This is a genomic window from Noviherbaspirillum suwonense (assembly GCF_900182955.1).
Classification (GTDB): Bacteria; Pseudomonadota; Gammaproteobacteria; order Burkholderiales; family Burkholderiaceae_D; genus Noviherbaspirillum_A; species Noviherbaspirillum_A suwonense.
In genome coordinates, this window is record NZ_FXUL01000016.1 from 26,242 (window position 1) to 48,808 (window position 22,567).

25 protein-coding genes are annotated in these 22,567 nt (G+C 63.8%); 9 read left to right on the forward strand and 16 right to left on the reverse strand.

From position 1 onward, the window contains the following. Window positions 1-271: 271 nt before the first annotated feature. The 3 genes from QOL82_RS18575 to QOL82_RS18585 form a co-directional block, all read right to left on the reverse strand. Entirely contained in the window at window positions 272-1,279 is a 1,008-nt protein-coding gene (locus QOL82_RS18575; protein ID WP_283443795.1) for an inorganic phosphate transporter, read from the reverse strand. A 92-nt stretch (window positions 1,280-1,371) separates the two neighbouring features. Next, window positions 1,372-1,998: a DUF47 domain-containing protein gene (locus tag QOL82_RS18580; RefSeq protein WP_283443796.1), complete on the reverse strand. Its 627-nt coding sequence runs from the start codon at window positions 1,996-1,998 to the stop codon at window positions 1,372-1,374. A gap of 54 nt (window positions 1,999-2,052) precedes the next feature. After that, window positions 2,053-3,447: a replicative DNA helicase gene (locus QOL82_RS18585; protein WP_283443797.1), complete on the reverse strand. Its 1,395-nt coding sequence runs from the start codon at window positions 3,445-3,447 to the stop codon at window positions 2,053-2,055. A gap of 135 nt (window positions 3,448-3,582) precedes the next feature. Here QOL82_RS18585 and QOL82_RS18590 point away from each other — a divergent pair, with 135 nt between their 5' ends. Beyond that, entirely contained in the window at window positions 3,583-4,026 is a 444-nt protein-coding gene (locus QOL82_RS18590; protein WP_283443798.1) for a MarR family winged helix-turn-helix transcriptional regulator, read from the forward strand. 95 nt (window positions 4,027-4,121) lie between these two features. Here QOL82_RS18590 and rplI read toward each other — a convergent pair whose 3' ends face one another. From rplI to rpsF, 4 genes are read right to left on the reverse strand one after another with little or no spacing between them, the layout of a single operon-like run. Then, window positions 4,122-4,574, reverse strand: coding sequence for a 50S ribosomal protein L9 (gene rplI / locus QOL82_RS18595; protein WP_283443799.1), 453 nt, complete (start codon window positions 4,572-4,574; stop codon window positions 4,122-4,124). Between the two features lie 23 nt (window positions 4,575-4,597). Continuing rightward, entirely contained in the window at window positions 4,598-4,882 is a 285-nt protein-coding gene (rpsR, locus tag QOL82_RS18600) for a 30S ribosomal protein S18 (protein ID WP_194713504.1), read from the reverse strand. Next, window positions 4,869-5,204 (reverse strand): primosomal replication protein N, encoded by a 336-nt coding sequence (gene priB / locus QOL82_RS18605; protein ID WP_283443800.1) that lies wholly within the window; start codon window positions 5,202-5,204, stop codon window positions 4,869-4,871. Before priB ends, rpsR begins: the two co-directional genes overlap by 14 nt. Before the next feature lie 21 nt (window positions 5,205-5,225). Next, window positions 5,226-5,594, reverse strand: coding sequence for a 30S ribosomal protein S6 (gene rpsF / locus QOL82_RS18610; protein ID WP_283443801.1), 369 nt, complete (start codon window positions 5,592-5,594; stop codon window positions 5,226-5,228). A 260-nt stretch (window positions 5,595-5,854) separates the two neighbouring features. Here rpsF and lexA point away from each other — a divergent pair, with 260 nt between their 5' ends. Further along, window positions 5,855-6,511 (forward strand): transcriptional repressor LexA, encoded by a 657-nt coding sequence (lexA, locus tag QOL82_RS18615; protein ID WP_283443802.1) that lies wholly within the window; start codon window positions 5,855-5,857, stop codon window positions 6,509-6,511. A gap of 45 nt (window positions 6,512-6,556) precedes the next feature. Here lexA and QOL82_RS18620 read toward each other — a convergent pair whose 3' ends face one another. After that, window positions 6,557-7,405: an RNA methyltransferase gene (locus tag QOL82_RS18620; protein WP_430438512.1), complete on the reverse strand. Its 849-nt coding sequence runs from the start codon at window positions 7,403-7,405 to the stop codon at window positions 6,557-6,559. 145 nt (window positions 7,406-7,550) lie between these two features. Here QOL82_RS18620 and QOL82_RS18625 point away from each other — a divergent pair, with 145 nt between their 5' ends. Further along, a complete protein-coding gene (locus QOL82_RS18625) occupies window positions 7,551-8,348 on the forward strand; it encodes an inositol monophosphatase family protein (RefSeq protein WP_283443804.1) in 798 nt (265 codons plus the stop codon). A gap of 164 nt (window positions 8,349-8,512) precedes the next feature. Continuing rightward, window positions 8,513-9,874, forward strand: a complete 1,362-nt coding sequence (locus QOL82_RS18630; RefSeq protein ID WP_283443805.1) for a DEAD/DEAH box helicase — start codon at window positions 8,513-8,515, stop codon at window positions 9,872-9,874. Between the two features lie 90 nt (window positions 9,875-9,964). Here QOL82_RS18630 and QOL82_RS18635 read toward each other — a convergent pair whose 3' ends face one another. Both QOL82_RS18635 and QOL82_RS18640 read right to left on the reverse strand, forming a co-directional pair. Then, window positions 9,965-10,303 (reverse strand): hypothetical protein, encoded by a 339-nt coding sequence (locus QOL82_RS18635; RefSeq protein WP_283443806.1) that lies wholly within the window; start codon window positions 10,301-10,303, stop codon window positions 9,965-9,967. Further along, window positions 10,296-10,583: a hypothetical protein gene (locus tag QOL82_RS18640; protein ID WP_283443807.1), complete on the reverse strand. Its 288-nt coding sequence runs from the start codon at window positions 10,581-10,583 to the stop codon at window positions 10,296-10,298. The genes QOL82_RS18635 and QOL82_RS18640 overlap by 8 nt, the downstream gene beginning before the upstream one ends. Here QOL82_RS18640 and QOL82_RS18645 point away from each other — a divergent pair. From QOL82_RS18645 to QOL82_RS18655, 3 genes are all read left to right on the forward strand, one after another. Further along, entirely contained in the window at window positions 10,582-11,124 is a 543-nt protein-coding gene (locus tag QOL82_RS18645; protein ID WP_283443808.1) for a response regulator, read from the forward strand. The two genes, QOL82_RS18640 and QOL82_RS18645, sit on opposite strands and share 2 nt — an antisense overlap. Before the next feature lie 368 nt (window positions 11,125-11,492). Beyond that, window positions 11,493-14,108: a DNA mismatch repair protein MutS gene (gene mutS / locus QOL82_RS18650; protein ID WP_283443902.1), complete on the forward strand. Its 2,616-nt coding sequence runs from the start codon at window positions 11,493-11,495 to the stop codon at window positions 14,106-14,108. After that, window positions 14,105-15,034 (forward strand): hypothetical protein, encoded by a 930-nt coding sequence (locus QOL82_RS18655; RefSeq protein WP_283443809.1) that lies wholly within the window; start codon window positions 14,105-14,107, stop codon window positions 15,032-15,034. Before mutS ends, QOL82_RS18655 begins: the two co-directional genes overlap by 4 nt. 106 nt (window positions 15,035-15,140) lie before the next feature. Here QOL82_RS18655 and QOL82_RS18660 read toward each other — a convergent pair whose 3' ends face one another. Further along, on the reverse strand, window positions 15,141-15,683 hold the full coding sequence (locus QOL82_RS18660; protein WP_283443810.1) for an FKBP-type peptidyl-prolyl cis-trans isomerase: 543 nt from the start codon (window positions 15,681-15,683) through the stop codon (window positions 15,141-15,143). A 96-nt stretch (window positions 15,684-15,779) separates the two neighbouring features. On the opposite strand from QOL82_RS18660, the gene QOL82_RS18665 reads away from it, so the two are divergent. Together QOL82_RS18665 and QOL82_RS18670 are read left to right on the forward strand one after the other, a co-directional pair. Beyond that, window positions 15,780-16,901: a cupin domain-containing protein gene (locus QOL82_RS18665; RefSeq protein ID WP_283443811.1), complete on the forward strand. Its 1,122-nt coding sequence runs from the start codon at window positions 15,780-15,782 to the stop codon at window positions 16,899-16,901. A gap of 265 nt (window positions 16,902-17,166) precedes the next feature. After that, a complete protein-coding gene (locus tag QOL82_RS18670; RefSeq protein ID WP_283443812.1) occupies window positions 17,167-17,448 on the forward strand; it encodes a hypothetical protein in 282 nt (93 codons plus the stop codon). Between the two features lie 316 nt (window positions 17,449-17,764). Here QOL82_RS18670 and QOL82_RS18675 read toward each other — a convergent pair whose 3' ends face one another. From QOL82_RS18675 to QOL82_RS18695, 5 genes are all read right to left on the reverse strand, one after another. Next, the gene (locus QOL82_RS18675; protein ID WP_283443813.1) at window positions 17,765-18,544 is read right to left on the reverse strand and encodes an MBL fold metallo-hydrolase; all 780 of its coding nucleotides are present in this window, start codon (window positions 18,542-18,544) and stop codon (window positions 17,765-17,767) included. A 31-nt stretch (window positions 18,545-18,575) separates the two neighbouring features. Continuing rightward, entirely contained in the window at window positions 18,576-19,781 is a 1,206-nt protein-coding gene (gene bamC / locus QOL82_RS18680) for an NlpB/DapX family lipoprotein (protein ID WP_283443814.1), read from the reverse strand. 54 nt (window positions 19,782-19,835) lie between these two features. After that, window positions 19,836-20,714: a 4-hydroxy-tetrahydrodipicolinate synthase gene (dapA, locus tag QOL82_RS18685; RefSeq protein WP_283443815.1), complete on the reverse strand. Its 879-nt coding sequence runs from the start codon at window positions 20,712-20,714 to the stop codon at window positions 19,836-19,838. Window positions 20,715-20,786: 72 nt separating this feature from the next. After that, window positions 20,787-21,362, reverse strand: a complete 576-nt coding sequence (locus QOL82_RS18690; RefSeq protein WP_283443816.1) for a class I SAM-dependent methyltransferase — start codon at window positions 21,360-21,362, stop codon at window positions 20,787-20,789. Beyond that, window positions 21,362-22,564, reverse strand: coding sequence for a tryptophan--tRNA ligase (locus QOL82_RS18695; protein WP_283443817.1), 1,203 nt, complete (start codon window positions 22,562-22,564; stop codon window positions 21,362-21,364). Before QOL82_RS18695 ends, QOL82_RS18690 begins: the two co-directional genes overlap by 1 nt. Window positions 22,565-22,567 lie beyond the last annotated feature (3 nt).

Below are 22,567 nucleotides of genomic sequence, written 5' to 3' on the forward strand. Positions count from 1 at the left end.
CACAAGCAAAAGCCCCGCACACGCGGGGCTTTTTTTATGGTGCACGTTTTGAGGACGGCCTCTTGTAATCTTGTAATCATCCCAAGCCATCGCGTACCGGATGAGATCGATGGTCCCGATTCGTCTGCGTGGCTCGTAGGGTGTAACGAGCGCAGCGCATTACAACGCTGGCCGCTCAAACACCATCGTCCGTGCGCAGCGTAGGGTGTAATGCGCTTGCGCTTATTACACCCTACGGATGTTCATCGCGCCCGGTGAACCTGGACGGGTATTACAGGATCTTGGTGCCTATCCACCAGGCGATGGCGGCCATGAAGGCTGAAGCCGGTATCGTGAACACCCAGGCCCAGACGATGTTGCCGGCCACGCCCCAGCGCACCGCCGACATCTTCTTCGACGCGCCGACGCCGACGATGGCGCCGGTGATCGTGTGCGTGGTCGACACCGGCACGCCCAGCGCGGTAGCCAGGAACAGCGTGATCGCGCCGCCGGTCTCGGCGCAGAAGCCGCCCACCGGCTTGAGCTTGGTGATCTTCTGGCCCATGGTCTTGACGATGCGCCAGCCGCCGAACAGCGTGCCCAGGCTGATCGCGGTATAGCAGCTGATCACGACCCACCACGGCAGGTGTTCCTCGCTGGTCGAGTAGCCGGCGGCGATCAGCAGCATCCAGATGATGCCCATGGTTTTCTGCGCGTCGTTGCCGCCATGGCCGAGGCTGTACATCGACGCCGACACCAGCTGCGCGCGGCGAAACCACTTGTCGACCCGGCGCGGCGTCGAGCGCACGAAGACCCAGGACACCAGCACCATCATGATGGAGCCGAAAATGAAGCCGAGCAGCGGCGACAGCACGATGAAGGCGATGGTTTTCAGCAGCCCACCGGCGATCAGCGAGCCGGTGCCTGCCTTCGCCACCGCGGCGCCGACCAGGCCGCCGATCAGCGCATGGGACGATGACGACGGGATGCCGTAATACCAGGTGATCAGGTTCCAGACGATGGCGCCGACCAGCGCGCCGAATACCACGTAATGGTCGACCACCGCCGGGTCTATCGTGCCCTTGCCGACCGTCGTCGCCACCTTCAGCTGGAACACCAGGATGGCCACGAAGTTGAAGGTAGCCGCCATCGCCACCGCGGTCTGCGGCTTGAGCACGCCGGTCGAGACCACGGTGGCGATCGCATTCGCGGCATCGTGGAAGCCGTTCATGAAATCGAATATCAGCGCCAGCGCAACCAGGAAGGCGAGTGCGTAAATGCTGATCTGTAATGTTTGCATGGTTGTTCTTGGAGTCGGTGTGGAAGCGCGGACGCGGCGATGCCGCCGCAGCCGCGATGGGACGGCGGCATTGCGCCGCCATCAGGCGTTGCTCAGGCGTTTTCGACGATGATGCCTTCGAGGATGTTGGCGACATCCTCGCAGCGGTCGGTGACGGTCTCGAGGATCTCGTAGATGGCCTTCAGCTTGATCAGGTTGCGCACGTCGGGCTCGTCACGGAACAGCTTGGACATCGCCGCGCGCATCACATGGTCGGCGTCCGACTCCAGCCGGTCGATTTCTTCGCAGATCGCCAGGATCTCGCGCGAATTGTCCATGTTATGCAGCAGCGACACGCCCGCCTTCACTTTCTCGGTGCAGGCCAGGCACAGTTCGGCCAGCCGCTTGGCTTCCGGCGTGATGGCCTTGATGTCATACAGCGAGATGGTCTGCGCCGCGTCCTCGAGCAGGTCGAGGATGTCGTCCATCCGGGTAATCAGCTGGTGGATGTCGTCGCGGTCCAGCGGCGTGATGAAGGTCTTGTGCAGCATCTCCAGCGTATTGTGCGTGACCTTGTCGGCCTGCTTCTCGATGCCCTCGATCGCATGCACCCGGTTTTCCAGGTCGTCGAAATTGGTCATCAGCGCGACCATCTCGCGCGCCCCCTTCACGCACAGGTCGGCATGCTGGTTGAAGAGTTCAAAAAACTTGCCCTCGGTGGGCATCAGGCGTCCAAACATGATCGGTCTTTCTGGAGTAAGGCGGATATCGAAATGGTCAGGGCGAACGATGGATTATTCGCTGCTGTACATCGGCGCATTGCCGGTGTAATTGTCAAATTTGGTGAACTGTCCGAGGAAGGTCAGGCGCACCGAGCCAATCGGGCCGTTACGCTGCTTGCCGATGATGATCTCGGCGGTGCCCTTGTCCTGCGAATCGGGGTTGTAGACTTCGTCGCGGTAGATGAACAGGATGACGTCGGCATCCTGCTCGATGGCGCCCGACTCGCGCAGGTCGGACATCACCGGCCGCTTGTTGGGACGCTGCTCCAGCGAACGGTTCAGCTGGGACAGCGCGATCACCGGGCAATTCAGTTCCTTGGCCAGGCCCTTCAGGTTACGGGAAATTTCCGAGATTTCGGTCGCGCGGTTTTCGCCCGATGAATTCGCCGACATCAGCTGCAGGTAGTCGACGATGATCAGGCCGAGCTTGCCGCACTGGCGCGACAGCCGGCGCGAACGGGCGCGCAGTTCGATCGAACTCAGCGCCGGCGTCTCGTCGATATACAGCTGCGCGTCATTCATCTTCTGGATCGCATGCGTGAGCCGCGGCCAGTCCTCGTCGGCCAGGCGGCCGGTGCGCAGCCGGTGCTGGTCCAGCCGTCCGACCGAACCCAGCATACGCATGGCCAGCTGCGTGCCGCCCATCTCCATCGAGAACACCGCGACCGGCAGCCCGCTGTCGATGGCGACGTTTTCGCCGATGTTGATCGAAAATGCGGTCTTGCCCATCGAAGGACGGCCTGCCACGATGACCAGGTCGCCCGGCTGCAGGCCCGAGGTCATGCGGTCGAGGTCGGTGAAGCCGGTCGGCACGCCCGTGATGTCGTTCTGGCTGTCGCGGTTGTACAGCTCGTCGATGCGCTCGACCACTTGCGTCAGCAGCGGCTGGATTTCCTGGAAACCCTGCGCGCCGCGCGAGCCTTCCTCGGCAATGGCGAAGATCTTGGATTCCGCCTCGTCCAGCATCTGCTTGACTTCCTTGCCCTGCGGATTGAACGCGTCGCCGGAAATCTCGTCGGCAACGGTAATGAGCTTGCGCAGCACGCCGCGGTCGCGCACGATCTCGGCATAGCGCCGGATGTTGGCAGCTGATGGCGTGTTCTGGGCCAGCGCATTCAGGTAGCTCAGTCCGCCGACTTCCTCGGCCTTGCCCAGCGAACTCAGCGCCTCGTACACGGTGATGACGTCGGCGGGACGGGAGTTGTTGATCAGCTTGACGATGTGCTGAAAGATGATGCGGTGATCGTAGCGGTAGAAATCTTCCTGGCTGACGAAGTCGGCAATCCGGTCCCAGGCAGCATTGTCAAGCAGCAAACCGCCTAGCACGGATTGTTCTGCTTCTATGGAATGCGGCGGGACGCGGAGGGATTCAAGTTGCGGATCGGGACGGCTATTCATGGCGCGCATTATACCTTTTCGAACCTGGCAACTGCCATCCAAGCATGAGTTCGACAATCGCACCAATACCACACCCGGGGATCGTGACTTGATAAATGCATTCTGGCTGGTACCATTGGCTGCTCCATCAGCCTACCGCCTTTTATGAGCGAACCATACCGCCTGGATAACTACACCCCGGATGAAAGCATAGGCTACCTGTTGAAGCGCGCCGGCGGGCAACTGAGCACCACGGTTGACCGGGCGCTCGCGGAATTCGACATGACCCATGCGCAGCTCGGGATTTTCCTGCGCCTGCTGCACGGGCACGCGGACACGGCCGCGGACCTGGCCCGCGAAATGTCCATCGACACCGGCGCAATGACGCGGGCGCTGGACCGGCTGGAGGAAAAAGCGTTCATTCAGCGGCTGCGCAGCCATGCCGACCGGCGGATGGTGCAGGTCAGCCTGACCGACAAGGGACGCGCCCTCGCCGACCAGATGACGCTGGTTGCGATCAATGCGCTGAATCATCACCTGCGGGATTTCACGCCCGAGGAAGTGGCGCAGTTCAAGATGTTCCTGCGGCGGATGATAGGCAATACCTGATAGCTCAAGCCTAGCCAGAGTTACCGGATATCAAAACCAGGCACGCATAAAAAAAGCCGGGGAATCCCCGGCTTTTCAACGACTGGCTGCGTCGATCAGGCGTGCTCGCCCTGGACCGAAACCGTCAGTTCAACCGTAACGTCCGTGTGCAGCGAAACGTTGATCGGATGCTCGCCGGTGGTCTTGATCGGACCGGCCGGCATGCGGACTTGCGACTTCTCGAGCTGGAAGCCCTGCTTGCTCAGCGCTTCTGCAACGTCTGCATTGGTGACCGAACCGAACAGGCGGCCATCGACGCCGGCTTTTTGCGAAATCTGGACGGTCAGGCCGTTCAGCTTCTCGCCTTGCGCCTGGGCAGCAGCCAGTTTCTCGGCAGCTGCTTTTTCCAGGTCGGCGCGCTTGACTTCGAATTCCGCCACGGCGGCCTGGGTTGCACGGCGTGCCATGCGGTTAGGGATCAGGAAGTTACGTGCGTAACCGTCCTTGACGCGAACCACGTCGCCGAGGTTGCCCAGATTGACGACTTTATCCAACAGAATGACTTGCATATTTTTCTCCTATTCCAGTCGTCTTACGCGTTGTGCAGATCGGTGTACGGCAGCAGCGCGAGATAGCGTGCGCGCTTGATCGCAGTATCGACCTGACGCTGGTAGTGGGCACGGGTGCCGGTCAGGCGCGCCGGCATGATCTTGCCGTTTTCCTGGACAAAATCCTTCAGGGTATCGACGTCCTTGTAGTCCACCTGCTCGACCTTGGCGGCGGTGAAACGGCAGAATTTCTTGCGCTTGAACAGCGGGTTCTGCTGTTTGCGCTTTTCCTTGAGCTTGCTCTTGTCGAATTTTTTACCGAATGCCATTTTTGGCTCCTGTATCTGTATCTGAGTGTTGTGTGGTTGTCTCGAAATCGGTCACATGAAATACGAGGCTTTTGCTGTTGCGACTCTTGCGCGACAGGAACCCGGAAAACCGGTAGGTCCCGCCGAGGTCGGCATCGTGGAGTCTTCCTGAAATCTCGCCAGCGGCAATCGCGGCGATTTCAAACTCCACCCTCCTGTCCAGTTTCGCCTCGACCTGCTGTGAAACATGCAGTAGTCGGGCGGAGACGATCGGTATGCCGGCCGGTGTGTAGCGCAGAACTTCGCGCTCGGCAATCGTTGCAACAAATTGAAACTGGTTCACGCTCCCTGAAGCCTGGCTGCCTTAGGCAGCGCTGGCTTCAGCGCGATGGGTCTTTGCAGCGTCTTCTTTCTGCACTGCCTTCATCATTGGCGACGGGCTGGTTTCAGCGCGCTTCATCTTGACGGTCAGGTGACGGAGGACGGCATCGTTGAACTTGAAGCCGGTTTCGATTTCAGCCAGGGTTTCGCTGTCGCACTCGATGTTGAGGCACACGTAATGCGCTTTGGCCAGTTTCTGGATCATGTAGGCCATCTGGCGACGACCCCAGTCTTCCACACGGTGGATGACGCCGCCACGGGTCGTAACGATACCCTTGTAGCGTTCGATCATCGCCGGAACCTGCTCACTTTGGTCCGGATGGACGATAAATACGATTTCATAATGACGCATGCAAACTCCTTTTGGACTGATTGAAGAATCGCCCACCCCGGCGTCAAGACGAGTGTGGGAAGAGGAAAACCCGCAATGATACGGTGAAAACACTTCCCGCTCAATGCCTTTCACCGTTTCCCGCCATTTTTCATAACAAAATCAGTGAATTGCAGGCGTACATGCTTGCTTTTACAACGCCACTGTATAAAAATACAGGCTGTTCTTAAGAACAGCGCGACACATTTCCGCTGCAACGCTTTCCACTACCAGGTGCTTCCATGCTCAAACTTACCGCCCGCCAGGAACAGATCCTCGGGCTGATCCGGGATGCCATTGAAAACACCGGCTTCCCTCCTACCCGCGCCGAAATTGCGCAGTCGCTCGGTTTCCGTTCCGCCAATGCGGCCGAAGAACATTTGCAGGCGCTCGCGCGAAAGGGCGTGATCGAAATTTCCCGCGGCACCTCGCGCGGTATCCGCCTGACAGACAGCGCGCATGACAAGGCCGGCGCACGTCCGGCGGCGCCGCTGGTCCCGGCAGGCATCCTGCAGCTGAACCTGCCGCTGCTCGGTATGGTCGCCGCCGGTTCGCCCATCCTCGCGCAGGAACACGTGACCGCCAATTACACGGTGGACCCGTCGCTGTTCCGCAGCCGCCCCGACTTCCTGCTGAAGGTGCGCGGCATGTCGATGCGCGACGCCGGCATCATGGACGGCGACCTGCTCGCCGTGAAAAAAGCCGATTCGGCCAAGAACGGGCAGATCGTGGTGGCGCGGCTGGGCGACGATGTGACGGTCAAGCGCTATCGCAAGGTCGGCTCGCTGATCGAGCTGCTGCCTGAAAATCCGGACTTCGAACCGATACAGGTACAGCCGGGCCGAGACGAATTCGCGCTGGAAGGCGTGGCCGTCGGCCTGCTGCGGACCTGGAACTAGAGTTGTTCCTGCAAGGCTGGCCGGCCTGACGCAGGCCGGCATGCATCAGGCGCCGCGCTCTCCGCGCGGCGTTTTGCCATCCGCGTCCGCCGTTCCGGCCACTTCGTCCACTTCTTCCGCTCCTGCCGCTTCCACTGTGTCCACTGCCGCGCCGGCCGTTGCCGGCACCTTCTCCAGGATCTGGCGCGCGATGCCACGCAATATATTGACTTCCTCGGTTTCCAGCCCGCTGCGCGCGAACATGCGCTTAATGCGCGGCATCAGTTTTTTCGGGTTGGCCGGGTCCAGGAATCCGAGCGCCACCAGCGCCTGCGCCAGGTGCGCATACATGCCGTCGACCTGTGCGACATCGGCGGAAATGCCGCGAAAGCCGATGCCTGCATCCGGCGGCATGTCGCCGGTCGCCGCCAGCCTGCACTCGTAGGCCAGCACCTGTACGGCCTGCGCCAGGTTGAGCGAGGAATAGGCCGGGTTTGCCGGAATATTGATCAGCACATTGCAGCGCTCGACTATCTCGTTCGGCAGGCCGAAGCGTTCATTGCCGAACACGATCGCCGCGTCCACGTCTTCATGCGCGGCGAGATGCGCGGCCAGCGCGCGCGGGGCCAGCACCGGCGGCGAATATTCGCGCAGGCGGGCGCTGACCGCGGCGGCAAAGTTGCAGCCCCGTAGCGCCTCCTCGATCGACTCGACGATCGCCGCGCCCGCCAGGATGTCCTGGGCGCCGCTGGCAAAGGCCACCGCTTCCTCGTCCGCCAGCGCATGCGCGTGACGCGGCCGCACCAGCACGAGCTCGGAAAAGCCCATGGTTTTCATTGCGCGCGCCGCGGCGCCGATATTGCCTGGACGGCTGGTCTCGACCAGCACAAAACGCACCCGGCGGAAAAGAGACATACTGGATTCCAACTGCATCATTTAAAATAGCGCCATTCCGCGGCACCACGCTGGCAGCCCTGCCGACCTGACCGCATCGCTCATTAATTAATTTCCCTGCGGGTCCATTGCCATTCAACGGATACGCCATTTTAACGGAACCTCTATGCATCCCATGATTAACACGGCGATCAAAGCCGCGCGGCGCGCTTCCGCGATCATCAACCGTGCCTCGTTCGACCTCGACCGCCTCCAGGTAACTGAAAAGAACCACAACGATTTCGTCACCGAGGTCGACCAGGCCGCGGAACAGGCCATCATCGAGGTTCTGCTGAACGCGTACCCGGGCCATGCGATTCTGGCTGAAGAATCCGGCGCATCGGCCAACCTGAATGACGACAACGAGAACGTCTGGATCATCGACCCGCTGGACGGCACCACCAATTTCATCCATGGCTTCCCGCAATATTGCGTATCGATCGCGCTGCAGCACCGCGGCCAGATCACCCAGGCGGTCGTCTACGACCCGAGCCGCAACGACCTGTTCACCGCGTCCAAGGGCGCCGGCGCCTACCTGAATGAAAAGCGCATCCGCGTGACCCGCCGCGACAAGCTCGCCGATGCGCTGGTCGGCACCGGATTCCCGTATTCCAATCTCGAAGCCATCGACGAGTACCTGAAGATGTTCAGGATCATGACCGAGAAGACCGCCGGCCTGCGCCGGCCCGGCGCGGCCGCGCTGGACCTGGCCTATGTCGCCTGCGGCAGGCTCGACGGCTTCTTCGAACGCGGGCTGAAGCCGTGGGACGCCGCTGCGGGCTCGCTGCTGATCACCGAGGCCGGCGGCATCGTGGGCACCTTCGCCGGCGAATCCGACTACCTGTACAAGGGCGACATCATCGCCGGCAACCCGAAAGTATTTGCCCAGATGGTGTCCCACCTGTCCCCGTTCTCCCGCAAATAGTCCTTCCGCTCGACACCCGGCGCGCGCTTGCCCGGCGCGCCTGCTATACTCCGCCCCGCGGCACACAGCCAGTATGCTGCCGCTGTCGATTCCGACCTCCTACTTCCCGATCCGTCTGCCGGCAACTGGCGCTCATGGCGGGCCGATCCATCCAATAGAGCTTTATGTCATTTAATGAACTCGGCTTGTCCGAAGCAATCGTACGCGCTATTACCGACCAGGGTTACACCACCCCGACTCCGATCCAGAAACAGGCAATACCCGCCGTCCTCGCCGGCGGCGACCTGCTGGCCGGTGCGCAGACAGGCACCGGCAAGACCGCGGGCTTCACGCTGCCCATCCTTCACCGTCTGTCGGCCGCCGGCGTGCAGCCGGCGTCGGCGTCGCGCTTTATCCGCACACTGATCCTGACGCCTACCCGCGAACTCGCGGCGCAGGTCGAGGAAAGCGTCCGCACCTATGGCAAATACCTGAAACTGACGTCCGCCGTGATTTTCGGCGGCGTCGGAATCCATCCGCAGATCAAGATCCTCAAGCAGGGCGTCGATATCCTGGTGGCGACGCCTGGACGCCTGCTCGACCACATGCAGCAGGGCACCATCAACCTGTCGCGCGTCGAGATCCTGGTGCTGGACGAAGCCGACCGCATGCTGGACATGGGCTTCATCCGCGACATCCGCAAGGTGCTGGCAGCCCTGCCGCCGAAGCGCCAGAACCTGCTGTTCTCGGCGACGTTCTCCGACGAGATCAAGGCGCTGGCCGATGGCCTGCTGAATTCTCCGGCGATGATCGAAGTGGCCCGCCGCAATTCGACCGTGGAAGTCATCTCGCAGAAAGTGCATCCGGTCGACCGCGATCGCAAGCACCCGCTGCTGGCCCACCTGATCAAGGCCCATGACTGGCGCCAGGTGCTGGTGTTTACCCGCACCAAGCACGGCGCCAACAAGCTCGTGGAGCAACTGGGCAAGGATGGCATCACCGGCATGGCGATCCATGGCAACAAGAGCCAGACCGCCCGCACCCGGGCGCTGGCCGAGTTCAAGGACGGCAGCCTGCAGGTGCTGGTCGCGACCGATATCGCCGCGCGCGGCATCGACATCGACCAGCTGCCGCATGTGGTCAACTATGACCTGCCCAACGTGCCCGAGGATTATGTGCACCGGATCGGCCGCACCGGCCGCGCCGGCGCCACCGGCGAAGCGGTGTCGCTGGTCTGCGTCGACGAGCACATCATGCTGCGCGACATCGAACGCCTGATCAAGCGCGACCTGCCGAAGGAAGTGGTTGCCGGATTCGAGCCGGACCTGAGCGCCAAGCCGCAGCCTATCCAGCTGCGCAGCGGCGGTGGCGGTGGCGGCGGTGGCCGCAACAATCCGCCGCGCGGCAATGCACAGCCGCGTGCCCGCGCCGCAGCCCCGGGACCGCGTCCCGCCGGCAATGGTTCGGGTGGCCGCGGCGCCGGTTCGACTTCCGGCAATGGCGGCAACGGCGCCACACGCAGCGAGCGCAGCCGCAAGTTCGGCTAAACGCCGAAAAGCCGTTGCGGCTTGTCTCGCGCAACGGCTGCCGGTGATCCGGCATCTTCCATTTCCTGCCTTATTCCCTGAGCTTCAGTGTCAGGCGCCTTCGCCGCGCCGCTTGCGCGTGCGCGCCGGCGCGATGGGGCTGTAGACCACGTTCTTGAGCGTCCGGCCTTCGCGCGGCTGCGGTATCGGCAGTCCCAGCATGGTCCGCACCTTGTTGATCGACATGCCGGTGACATCGTGGATGCGCACCAGCAGGCCGGCGGACACCCCTATCTTGTTATTGCGCAGCTTGCTGATGACCGGCGGCGGCACCATCAGCTTGCGCGACAGCGCGGCATCGGTCGTTACCTTCAAACTGATCATCAGCGCGTCGAGCATGGGGCCGTGGTTGCAATTGGCAGCGCCGGTTACAGCATTAAGGTCACTCATTACCTCTTCCTTTTGCTTGGATTCCTGTGTCATAGAACTTTCCTGGCGCATATCGCTTGCTGTATGGCATTGATTTAAAGGTGAAAACCGGGCGCAGAAACAATGCGAACTTAGCAATAAGCACTATCCTTTTTGGAAATCGAATAATAATCCAAAATAGTTGGAAACGCAATAATTTGACAGATTTGGTAAATTTAATCAAAATTGTCGGAATATGAACGGAGGCGATCTTGGCACAGGACGTTTGCACCACACAACAGGCAGCCAGTCTGCTGGGCATGTCTGTGACTTCGGTCCAGCATTTGGTCGAATCAGGCGAAATCGAGGCCTGGAAAACCCGGGGTGGCCACCGCCGCATCCCGATCGCCGCAGTCCATGCCTACATGACCGCGATCGCGAAGACGCCTGCGGGCGGAGGCGACGAAACGTTCACGGTATTGATCGTCGAGGACAATCCGATACAGCGCGGCATCTACGAAGCCCAGTTCGCGTCCTGGGAGCTGCCGGTGCGCGTGCGCATGTGCGAGAACGGCTACAAGGCGCTGATCGACATCGCCGCGATGCGGCCGGACGCGCTGCTGCTCGACATCATGATGCGCGGCATCGATGGCTATGAAGTCATGCAGACCGTGCTCGCCTATCCCGAGCTGGCCGACGTCAATATCGCCATCCTCACCAGCCTGGACCGCGACCAGCTGGAGCAGCGCGGCGGCCTGCCGGCCGGCGTCACCTATTTTTCCAAGCCGGTCGCGCATGACGAACTGCGCGGTTACATCCGGGCCTGCATCGCACAAAAGGCCAGGCGCACGCCCGGCAAATAGAACCCGGCGCGGCGGCCGTGCCCGAGCCGGCGGCGCTTCCCGGCGCCTGCCGCAAGGCATGGCCCGCGGCCGGCATCATCCCGTCGCCGGCATGCTGGCGCTCGCATACAATAGCGTCTTTGCCCTTCCTCACGGCATGTCTGTGGTCCTTCGCCGGCTTTCAAGGCGCTTCCGACGCAATGCCCCGATTCAGCGCAACCTGCATTGCAGCGCCATGACCAGCGCAGCCTGCGCGTGGACGGCGTTCGGACACGACGAACCGGATGGAAAGGGCTGAACGAATGTCCGGAGGTATTTTGGAAAGCAGCAAGTCATTGAAACAAGCGGAAACTGCGCATGCCGAGGCGGGTATCGACAAGCACACGCCGATGATGCAGCAATACCTGCGCCTGAAGGCGGACCATCCGGACACGCTGCTGTTCTACCGGATGGGCGATTTCTATGAACTGTTTTTCGAGGATGCCGAAAAGGTCGTGCGCCTGCTCGGCATCACGCTGACCCATCGCGGCAGCTCCAACGGCGTGCCGATCAAGATGGCCGGCGTGCCCTTCCATTCGCTCGACCAGTACCTGGCGCGGCTGGTGCGCGCAGGCGAGTCGGTGGCCATCTGCGAGCAGATCGGCGACCCGGCGACCAGCAAGGGGCCGGTCGAGCGCAAGGTGGTGCGCATCGTCACGCCCGGCACGCTGACCGATGCCGACCTGCTGCCGGCGAAGGCGGAGCGGCCGCTGCTGGCGCTGTGCCGGCATGCGCAGCGCAAGACGCTGACCGTGGGCCTGGCCTGGCTGTCCATGGCCAGCGGCGCGCTGCGGCTGCTGGAGTTTTCCGGCGAACCGGCGCTGGTGCAGTCGCGCCTGCAGCAGGAACTCGAGCGGATCGCGCCCGCTGAAATTTTGCTGGGCGACGACTGCGAAGCCGATGCCGACTGGCTGGTGCATGCGACCGGCGTGCCTGCCTGGCACTTCGATGTGCCGGCCGGCGAAAAGGCGCTGCTGGCGCAGCTCTCGGCTGCCACCCTGTCGGGCTACGGCGCCGACAGCCTGCATGCGGCCATCGGCGCGGCCGGCGCGCTGCTGCGTTATGCCCAGTCCACCCAGAGCCGCAGCCTGCAGCATGTGCGCGCGCTGACCGTCGAGAAGGAGGATGACTACATCGGCCTGGATGCGGCGACCCGCCGCAATCTCGAACTGTCCGAATCGCTGCGCAGCCAGGACCCCGGCCCTACCCTGTTATCGCTGCTGGACCATTGCCGCACCACGATGGGTTCGCGGATGCTGCGGCATTGGCTGCACCATCCGCTGCGCCGGCGCGAGACCGCGCAGCAGCGGCATGCGGCCATCAATGCGCTGCTGCGCGCCGATGCCTGCGCCGGCCTTTCCGACAGCCTGTGCGACGTGCCCGACATCGAGCGCATCACGACCCGCATCGCGCTGTTCTCGGCCCGGCCGCGCGACCTGGCCGGCATGCGGCGCGGCCTGGAGCAGCTCGGCGCCATCCGCTCCTGCATCGCGTCCTGCGCGCGCGACGCCGAGGCGCCGCTGCTGGCCAGCCTGGCGTCCCGGCTCGCCACGCCCGACGCCTGCCTTGACCTGGTGCAGCGCGCGATCCAGCCCGAGCCGGCGGCGATGGTGCGGGACGGCGGCGTGATCGCGGTCGGCTTCGATGCCGAGCTCGATGACCTGCGCGGCCTGTCGCAGAATGCCGGCCAGTTCCTGCTCGACCTGGAGACCCGCGAACGCGCGCGCACCGGCATCGCCAACCTGCGCGTCGAGTACAACAAGGTGCATGGCTTCTATATCGAAGTCACCAACGGCCAGACCGACAAGGTGCCCGACGACTACCGGCGCCGCCAGACGCTGAAGAACGCGGAGCGCTACATCACGCCGGAACTCAAGGCGTTCGAGGACAAGGCGCTGTCGGCGCAGGAACGGTCGCTGTCGCGCGAGAAGCAGCTGTATGAACAGCTGCTGCGCGATTTGGCGCCCCATATCGACACGCTGCAGGTGATTTCCCGGGCCGTGGCCGAGACCGACGTGCTGATGGCGCTTGCCAGCCATGCGAAGCGGCATGACTGGTGCGCGCCGCAGCTGGTGGAGGACCCGGTGCTGAAGATCGAGCAGGGCCGGCATCCGGTCGTCGAGAACACGATCGAGCGCTTCATCGCCAACGACTGCAGCCTCGACGCCGACCGCCGGCTGCTGCTGATCACCGGCCCCAACATGGGCGGCAAGTCGACCTATATGCGCCAGGTCGCGCTGATCACGCTGCTAGCCCATGTCGGCAGCTTCGTGCCGGCCGCCAGCGCGACGCTCGGACCGGTCGACCGGATCTTCACGCGCATTGGCGCGGCCGACGACCTGGCCGGCGGCCGCTCGACCTTCATGGTCGAGATGACGGAGTCGGCCGCGATCCTGAACGGCGCCACCGCGCAGTCGCTGGTGCTGATGGACGAAGTCGGACGCGGCACCTCGACCTTCGACGGCCTGGCGCTGGCCTGGGCCATCGCCCGCCACCTGATCGAGACCACGCGCAGCTTCACCCTGTTCGCCACCCATTACTTCGAGCTGACCCAGCTGCCGGATACGCATCCGGCCGCGGCCAACGTCCACCTGTCGGCGGTCGAGCACAAGGACAGCATTGTCTTCCTGCACGCGGTGCAGCCCGGCCCGGCCTCGCAGAGCTATGGCCTGCAGGTGGCGCAGCTGGCGGGCGTCCCGCCGTCCGTGCTGCGTGCGGCGCGGCGCCACCTGGCCGACCTGGAAGCGCACTCGGTGCAGTCGTCGGCGCAGTTCGACCTGTTCGCCATGCCGCCGCGCTTCGATGAAGGCGACGAAGGCGACACGCACGAGGCGCCGGCCGACTTGCCCGACACCGACGTGCTGGCGCAGGCGCTGGACGATATCGAGCCGGACACGATGACGCCGCGCGAAGCGCTGGACGCGCTCTACCGGCTCAAGGCGCTGGCCCGGCAGGGCGGCGAATGAAACGGTTGCTGGCCGGCCTGGCCGTGCTGATCGCCGTGCAGGCGCCCACGGCCCGGGCGCAGCCGGACACGCTGAGCTTCGGCGTGATCGGCCACACCTTCCGCAAGTCCGCCGACGACACCCTGCTGCGGCGCGCGCTTGCCGAAAGCGACGCGGACAATCTCGGCTTCGTCGTCGTCAACGGCGTGAAGTCGGCAAGCGAGCCGTGCAGCGACACGCTCTACGAGCAGCGGCTCGGGCTGCTGTCGAAGGCAAAGAACGGCGTCGTGCTGTCGCTGGCCGGCAGCGACTGGTCGGATTGCAAGCGCGAGAACGGCCGGCCTGCCGCGATGGAGCGGCTCACGCGCATGCGCGACGTGTACTTCCAGGACGAGATGAGTTTCGGCGACACCCGGCTGCTGCTGACGCGGCAGTCGACGACGACCAAGTTTCGCAGCTATGCGGAAAATGCCCGGTGGGACATGGGGAACATCGTCTTCGCCACGATCAACCTGCCTGCGCCCAACAACCATTACCTGACCGATGCCGGCCGCAACGGCGAATTCGAAGACAGGCTGATCGCCAACCGATACTGGCTGGAGCGGGTCTTTACGTTTGCCGCACGGGAAAAGCGCTCCGGCATCGTGCTGTTCTGCGACGGCAACCCGGCGCTGCATTCGGGACGGACATCGGTGCGGGGGCCTGACGGCTCGCGGGATGGGTTCTTCGAGATACGGCGCCAGATCATCAAGCATGCCGCGACGTTTCCCGGCAAGGTGCTGGTCGTCCATGGCGGCGGCGCCGGCCCGCGCAAGCCGGCAGCGATTGCCTGGAACGGGAACCTGGGCGACCTCGAAGTCGCCGACGGCTGGGTGAAGGTCAATGCCACGCCGGCATCGCCGACGCTGTTCGGAGTGGGGAATGGATTGAAAGCCGCAGCCCGCTGATCGGGCAGGCCGGGGCCGGTGGAACGGTGAAACGGCGGAACAGTAGAACAGTGAAACGAAAAAACGGCGGGCGGCGCCGCCGGAGCGCGCCGCCCGCTTGGGGCTGTTAATGCACCTGCACGGTCCTGAACGCGTCGCCGTCGCCGTCGTCATCGTCGTCGCCGTGATGGCCGTGGCCATGGGCGCCGTGCACATGGCCGTGGGCGATTTCCTCGTCGGACGCGGCCCGCACCTCGGTGACGTTCAGGTCGAAGCGCAGCGCCATGCCGGCCAGCGGATGGTTACCGTCCAGCACGACCTTGTCGTCGGCAATGTCGGTGACGGTAAAGATCATCGACTCGTCGTCGCTGCCCGAATCCGGCATGCCTTCGAACTGCATGCCGACCTGGGTGTCTTCCGGAAAACGATTGCGCGGCTCGACCTTCACCAGCTCGGCGTCGTACTCGCCGAACGCATCTTCCGGTTCGACCTGGATCTGGCCCTGGTATCCCTGTTCCTTGCCATCCAGCGCGGACTCGATTGCCGGCAGCGTGTTCTCATAATCGCCGTGCAGATAGACCATGGGTTCGTTGCTTTCTTCGATCAGATTGCCCTGGGCATCCGATAATTTGTAGTGAACCGTCACTACGGTATTTTTGGCAATCTTCATGACCCTTCCTTTCAGTTAATGTGACGCCGATTATACGCGGCGCCTGCAGGGCGAATGCGGCGACCCGCCGCTGCTTCTTTCCGGGATAATACCGCCATGAAAAAAATGACTTTACTGGGCGATATCACGCCGGCCGAATTCCTGCGCGACTATTGGCACAAGAAACCCCTTTTGATCCGGCAGGCGCTGCCGGGTTTCCGCGCATTCCTGCCGCCCGACCGATTGTTTGCGCTGGCCGCACAGGACGACGTCGAATCGCGGCTGATTACCCGCAGCGACGGCCAGTGGAAGCTGGATTCCGGCCCGCAGAAGGACCTGCCCCCGCGCACGCAGCCGGACTGGACGCTCCTGGTCCAGGGCGTGAACCTGCACAACGACGATGCCGACGCGCTGCTGCGCCAGTTCCGCTTCATTCCGGACGCGCGGCTGGACGATTTGATGATCAGCTACGCGACCGAAGGCGGCGGCGTCGGTCCGCATTTCGATTCCTACGACGTTTTCCTGCTGCAGGCGCACGGCAAGCGGCGCTGGCAGATCAGCGCGCAGCGGGACCTGACGCTGGTCGACGGCATGCCGCTCAAGATCCTCGCAAATTTCACGGCGGACCAGGAGTTCGTGCTGGAACCGGGCGACATGCTGTACCTGCCGCCGCAGTATGCGCATGACGGCATCGCCATCGGCGAATGCATGACCTGCTCGATCGGCTTCCGCGCGCCGGCCTACCAGGAACTCGGCGAAGCCTTCCTGCAGTTCATGGCAGACAGCATCGACCTGCCGGGACGCTATGCCGACCCCGACCTCGCGCCGGTCAAAAGTCCGGCCGAAATAGGCAAGACGATGCTGGAGCGCGTGGGCAATGAATTGGCCAAGGTGCAGTTCACGAAGGACGACATTGCGATCTTCCTCGGCGAATACCTGTCCGAACCCAAGCTCACGGTCTATTTCGATGCGCCCGAACCTGCGCTGTCCCCTGCCCGCTTTAGGCAGCGCGCCGCGAAAGCCGGCATCCGGCTGTCGCGCAAGACCGGGATGCTCTATACCGGGTCGCACCTGTTCATTAACGGCGAATCGTTTGCCATCGGCCGCGCGGACCGCAAGACGCTGGTCGCGCTGGCGAACGAGCGCATGCTGAGCGGGCCGGATACCGCCGCCGCGTCGGACGATGTGCAGGAGGCGCTTTATACCTGGTACCAGGACGGCTGGCTAAGTCTGAACTAGTTGGTATGGCCTGAATTAGCGATGACCGGTTTCAATTAACGCGCGGCAAAGTTTAGTTACATTAAAAATGTCGAAAAAGCATGCCCGGACCGGCTTGGCATGGGTCTCGCGTGGCCCAATGGCCGAGGAATCCGTTATAATCGCCGCCTTAGGAAACTTGGCTGGTGCGGTGCATCAATTAACCGATAGCATGCAAAGTACCCTATAGAGCGATAATTACCGGTAATTATTCATCGCACAATAAATAACCACTGAAGGAATTTCCATGAAAAATACATTGTTGATCGCTTCCCTGCTGGCCGCTGTTGCGCTGACCGCTTGCAGCAAGAAGGAAGAAGTCGTTGTGCCTGCAGCTACCCCTGCCGCAACCGCACCTGCAGCGCCTGTCGTTGAAGCGCCTGCCGCCGCTCCTGCTGCTGCTCCTGCAGCCGCTGCCGACGCAGCCGCCGCTCAGGCAGCATCCGCTGCATCCGACGCAGCCAGCGCCGCCGCTTCCGCTGCATCCGCAGCTTCTGACGCAGCCAGCGCTGCTGCAGCTGCCAAGTAATTCCCAAGCAGTGTTTGCAATGACCGGCCCATGGGCCGGTTTTTTTTTCGCCCAGCGAAAAGCAGAAGGCGACACCAATCCCGATCCCGATTCACAAGGCGCGATGAAACTCCATCGGGTGTAATAAGCGCAGGCGTATTACACCATTCGTTGCGAACAGGCGGTGGTGGTTGTTTGGCAAGTGGTGTAATGCGCTGCGCTTATTACACCCTACGAGGCACGGCGACGAATCGGCACCATCGATCTTGCCCGGTACGCCAGCACTTGGAATCGGTATGAGACGGGGGGAAGTGAATTCAGGCTGCCATGCCCGGCGTCAGGCGGCGATATCGATCCAGTCGAAGCCCTCGGCCTGGCAGGCAATCATGATTTCCGGACCGGCGCCGCCCAGTGCGCCTTCCAGCGCCTGCCGCGCCAGCGCCGGCGTATTGTTTTGCTGGCTCAGGTGCGCGCCGACGATGCGCTGCAGGCGGCTGCGGTCCAGCAGGGCGAGAATTTCGCCGGCCGTGTCATTGGACAGGTGGCCATAAGCGCCGCCGATACGCTGCTTCAGCGGGTAGGGATAGGACGATGACGCCAGCATCGCGCGGTCGTGATTGCATTCCAGGACCAGCGCGTCGCAGCCGCCGAGCGACTGGACCAGGTGCGGCGTCGACTGGCCAGCATCGGTCAGCACGCCCAGCCGCACCCGGCCGTCGCTGATCACATACTGTATGGGTTCGCGGGCGTCGTGCGGCACCGTGTAGGGCGACAGCTCGAGGTCGCCGATGGCAAGCCGGTCGCCGTCGCGGCACAGCGCGATGTCCACGCCGTGGCAGTCGCGCTGGACCGCCTGCCAGGTGCCGAAGCTTAGCCAGACCGGCACCCGGTGGCGGCGCGCGAACTTGAAGACGCCGCCGACATGGTCCGAGTGCTCGTGCGTGACCACGATGCCGTTCAGGTCGCCGGGCAGCATGCCGAGCCGCGCGAGGCGCCGCTCGGTTTCCTTGATGCCGAAGCCGCAGTCCAGCATGACGGTGGTGCGGGAAGCGCCGGCGCCGCTGGAAATCAACAGCGCATTGCCTTCGCTGCCACTGCCCAGACTGGCAAATCTCACGAGCCTGCCCTTTTTACGTTGCCGCGGTTGCTTACCTGAGCTGCTCGTTGAGCAGGCTCAGGATGCGGTCGGCGGTCTGCGAGGTTTCCGGCTGGCCGTCGCTGTTGAGCACGCTGACCTGGCTGCCCGCGGTCGCGCTCTTCACTGCGATCTGGTAGCGCTGCGCCTTTGCCTTGTCATCCTTGGAACTGGAGAACATCCGGCTGAAGAAGCCCTTCTCGACTGCCTTGCCGTTGGCGTCCTGGTTCTGGTCGACATAGCGCACGTAATAGACGCCCTTGGTCCGGTCGCGGTCCTCGACCGTGAAGCCGACGCGGTCCAGCGCGAGGCCGACCCGGCGCCATGCGCGTTCGAACGGCTCGTCGACTTCGACCACGCCGCCGGTGCTGACGCGGGCCAGCTTGGCGCGCGGCTGCTCGACCGGGGCCGCGCTCGCCACAGCCGCCTTGGCCTTGGTCTTCTCAACGCCCAGCCGCGTCAGCAGGCGGGAAAGGAATTCGGCTTCCAGCTCGGGATCGGCGGGACGCGGGGTCCAGACCGTTCTTTCCTTTTCCAGGCCGGTCAGCACTTCCTGGGCGCCGCGATGGCTGATATAGACTTCGGTCGTGCCGTCCGCGCCGCGCTCGAGCCGGGTGCGGAACTTGTCGCGCTCGCCGGTGGAGTAGAACGAATCGAGCGCCTTGCCCAGCGTATTGCGCAGGAAGCCTTCCGGTATCTTGGCGCGGTTTTCCGCCCAGTCGGTTTCCATCACGCCCGTTTCCTGGTTTTCCGTGGCGATCAGGAAACCCGAATCCTGCCAGAACTCCTTGACCTGCGGCCACAGCACCTCGGGCGCCATCTTCACCACCAGCCAGCGCTGGCTGCCATCGCGTTCGACCCGTGCTTCCCCGGTCGTATTGGCGGCGACCGGGACGGCCGTGCCGGCAGCCGCCGACGGCGACGCGGCCTGCGCGACATTGAAGCCGGATGCGGTGGCGACGCCGCGATTGGCGGGGTCGGGCAACGCGTAACGGCTGTCGCGCTGCAGCTGCGTCAGGTCCGGCGGCACTTCCAGCGACTTGCTCTTGCCCGTCGAGGACGATGCGCTCTTGTAATCGATGCGGCTCGGTTCGAGCAGTGTGCCGAAAGAGGAATTGATGGAGCCGCAGCCAGCGAGGCTGGCCAGGGCGAGCGCGCTGAGGATGCCGCGCTGCACGGTGCTGCGTTCTGCCATATGGGTGGTCTTCCGTAAGTTCATGATGATGCTGAATCAGGAAAGCGGGGCGCTGCTGCCGCCCCCGTCCAAAGCGAGCTATTGTAATACACCGGACTCGCGCAATGCCGCGCGCACCGTCTCGTGCCAATCGTCGCCCAGCGGCGCCAGCGGCAGCCGCAAGCCATGCGCCATCAGTCCCATCTCGGCCATCGCCCACTTCACCGGGACCGGGTTGGGTTCGACGAAAAGCTTGTTATGGAGCGGCAGCATGCGGTTGTTGATGCGCACCGCCTCGGCCACGTTGCCGGCCATGGCCGCCACGCACAGTTCGTGCATCGCGCGCGGCGCGACGTTGGCGGTGACGGAGATATTGCCCTTGCCGCCGCACAGCATCAGCGCGATCGCGGTGGCGTCGTCGCCCGAGTAGACCGCGAACGACGCCGGCGCCAGGCGCATCAGGTCGGTGGCGCGGGCGATATTGCCGGTGGCTTCCTTGACGCCGACGATGCCCGGCACCTGCGCCAGGCGCAGCATGGTCTCGTTGGACATGTCCGCCACGGTGCGGCCGGGGACGTTGTACAGGATGACAGGCAGGTCGATCGATTCGGCGATCTTGCGGAAATGCCGGTACATGCCTTCCTGCGTCGGCCGGTTGTAGTAAGGCACGACCTGCAGCGACGCGTCGGCGCCGGCTTCCTTCGCATAGCGGGTCAGTTCGATCGCCTCGACGGTCGAGTTGCCGCCGGTGCCGGCGATGATGGGAATGCGCCTTGCCGTATGGTCGACCGCGACCTTGATCAGTTCGCAATGCTCGTCCACGGTGACCGTCGGCGATTCGCCGGTGGTGCCGACGATGACGATGCCGTCGGTGCCTTCCGCGATGTGCCAGTCGATGAGCTTGCGCAGGCCAGGCAGGTCGAGACTGCCGTCGGCGTGCATGGGAGTGACGATTGCTACGATGCTGCCCTGGATCATGATGTTGTATGGCGGAAAATTGGTTAAGGGGACGATTGTAGCGGATACCCGGGCCGTTGGCGCTTCGCCGCGCTATCGGACCTGCAGCGGCCAGCCCTGCCCTTCCTGCTCGCCCGGCCCCGGGCGGGCGACGCAGATGCGCTGGACCATCGCCGGCCTGGGCTGGTCGACATAGCCGTCTTCGTAGGCCACGATGCGCATGCTGCTGCCATGCGCGCGGGCTTGCTCCAGCAGTTCGCCGGGGCGCAGCAGGAAGTCGGGACTGGACGGCTTGCCGAACCTGCCGTTGCCGGCCGCGAAGGTTTCGTAGACCAGCAGGCCGCCGGGCGCGAGCGCGTCGAACAAGGCCCTGAACAGCGGTCGATGCAGGTAATTGGTGACCACGATGCCGGCAAACTCGCGGCCGGGATACGGCCACGGCGCGCCGTTTTCAAGGTCATGGCATTCGGTCGACACGCCGGGCGCCGCGCAGGCAGCCAGCGCCTGCGGGTCGCGGTCGATCGCGAGCACCGGATGGCCGAGCGCGGCCAGCAGGCGCACATGCCGGCCGCTGCCGCAGGCCAGGTCGAGCGCTTCGCCGGCGGGCATCAGCGGCGCGAAGCGCAGCACCCACGGCGACGGCGCGGCGAGCGGCGCGTGCGCAGCCATCAGCGGTAGGACAGGCCCATGACCTCGCGCACGTCGCGCATGGTCTCGCTCGCCAGCGCCCGGGCCTTCTCGCAGCCGTCGGCGATGATGGCGCGCACCAGCGTCGGGTCGTCCAGGTATTGCTGGGCGCGTTCCCGCATCGGCTCCTGCTCCTTCAGCACGGCGTCGATCACCGGCTGCTTGCATTCGAGGCAGCCGATGCCGGCGCTGCGGCAGCCGGCAGCGGCCCATTCCCTGGTCGGCTCGTCGGAATACACCTTGTGCAGCTGCCATACCGGGCAGCGTTCCGGCTCGCCCGGGTCGGTGCGGCGCACGCGCGCCGGGTCGGTCGGCATGGTGCGCATTTTCTTCGTGACCGAGTCGCGGTCCTCGCGCAGGCCGATCGAATTGCCATAGCTCTTGGACATCTTCTGGCCGTCCAGGCCGGGCAGCCGGGACGACTCGGTCAGCAGCGCGCGCGGCTCGACCAGGATCATCTTGCGCTTGCCTTCGAGGTAGCCGAACAGGCGCTCGCGGTCGACCGTCGACAGGCTTTGCGATTCGTCGAGCATCGCCTTCGCCTGCGCCAGCGCGTCGGCGCTGCCATCCTGCTGGTAGGCGGTGCGCAGTTCGTCATAGGTGCGGGCGCGCTTGCCGCCCAGCTTCTTCACCGCCTCGCGCGCCTTTTCCTCGAAGTCCTTTTCCTTGCCGTAGATATGGTTGAAGCGGCGCGACAGCTCGCGCATCATTTCCACGTGCGGCACCTGGTCCTCGCCCACCGGCACCATGCTGGCGCGATAGATCAGCACGTCGGCCGCCTGCAGCAGCGGGTAGCCGAGGAAGCCGTAGGTGGCGAGGTCGCGGTCGGCCAGCTTTTCCTGCTGGTCCTTGTAGGTCGGCACCCGCTCCAGCCAGCCCAGCGGCGTCGTCATCGACAGCAGCAGGTGCAGCTCCGCATGCTCCGGCACCTTGGACTGGATGAACAGCGTGGCCTTGGCCGGGTCGATGCCGGCGGCCAGCCAGTCGATGACCATGTCCCAGGTGCTTTTTTCGATGATGCTCGGATCGTCGTAATGCGTGGTCAGCGCATGCCAGTCGGCGACGAAAAACAGGCATTCATGCTCGTTCTGCAACTTCACCCAGTTCTTCAGGGCGCCGTGGAAGTGGCCAAGGTGCATCACGCCGGTCGGGCGCATGCCGGAGACTACGCGGTCAGGGTACATGGT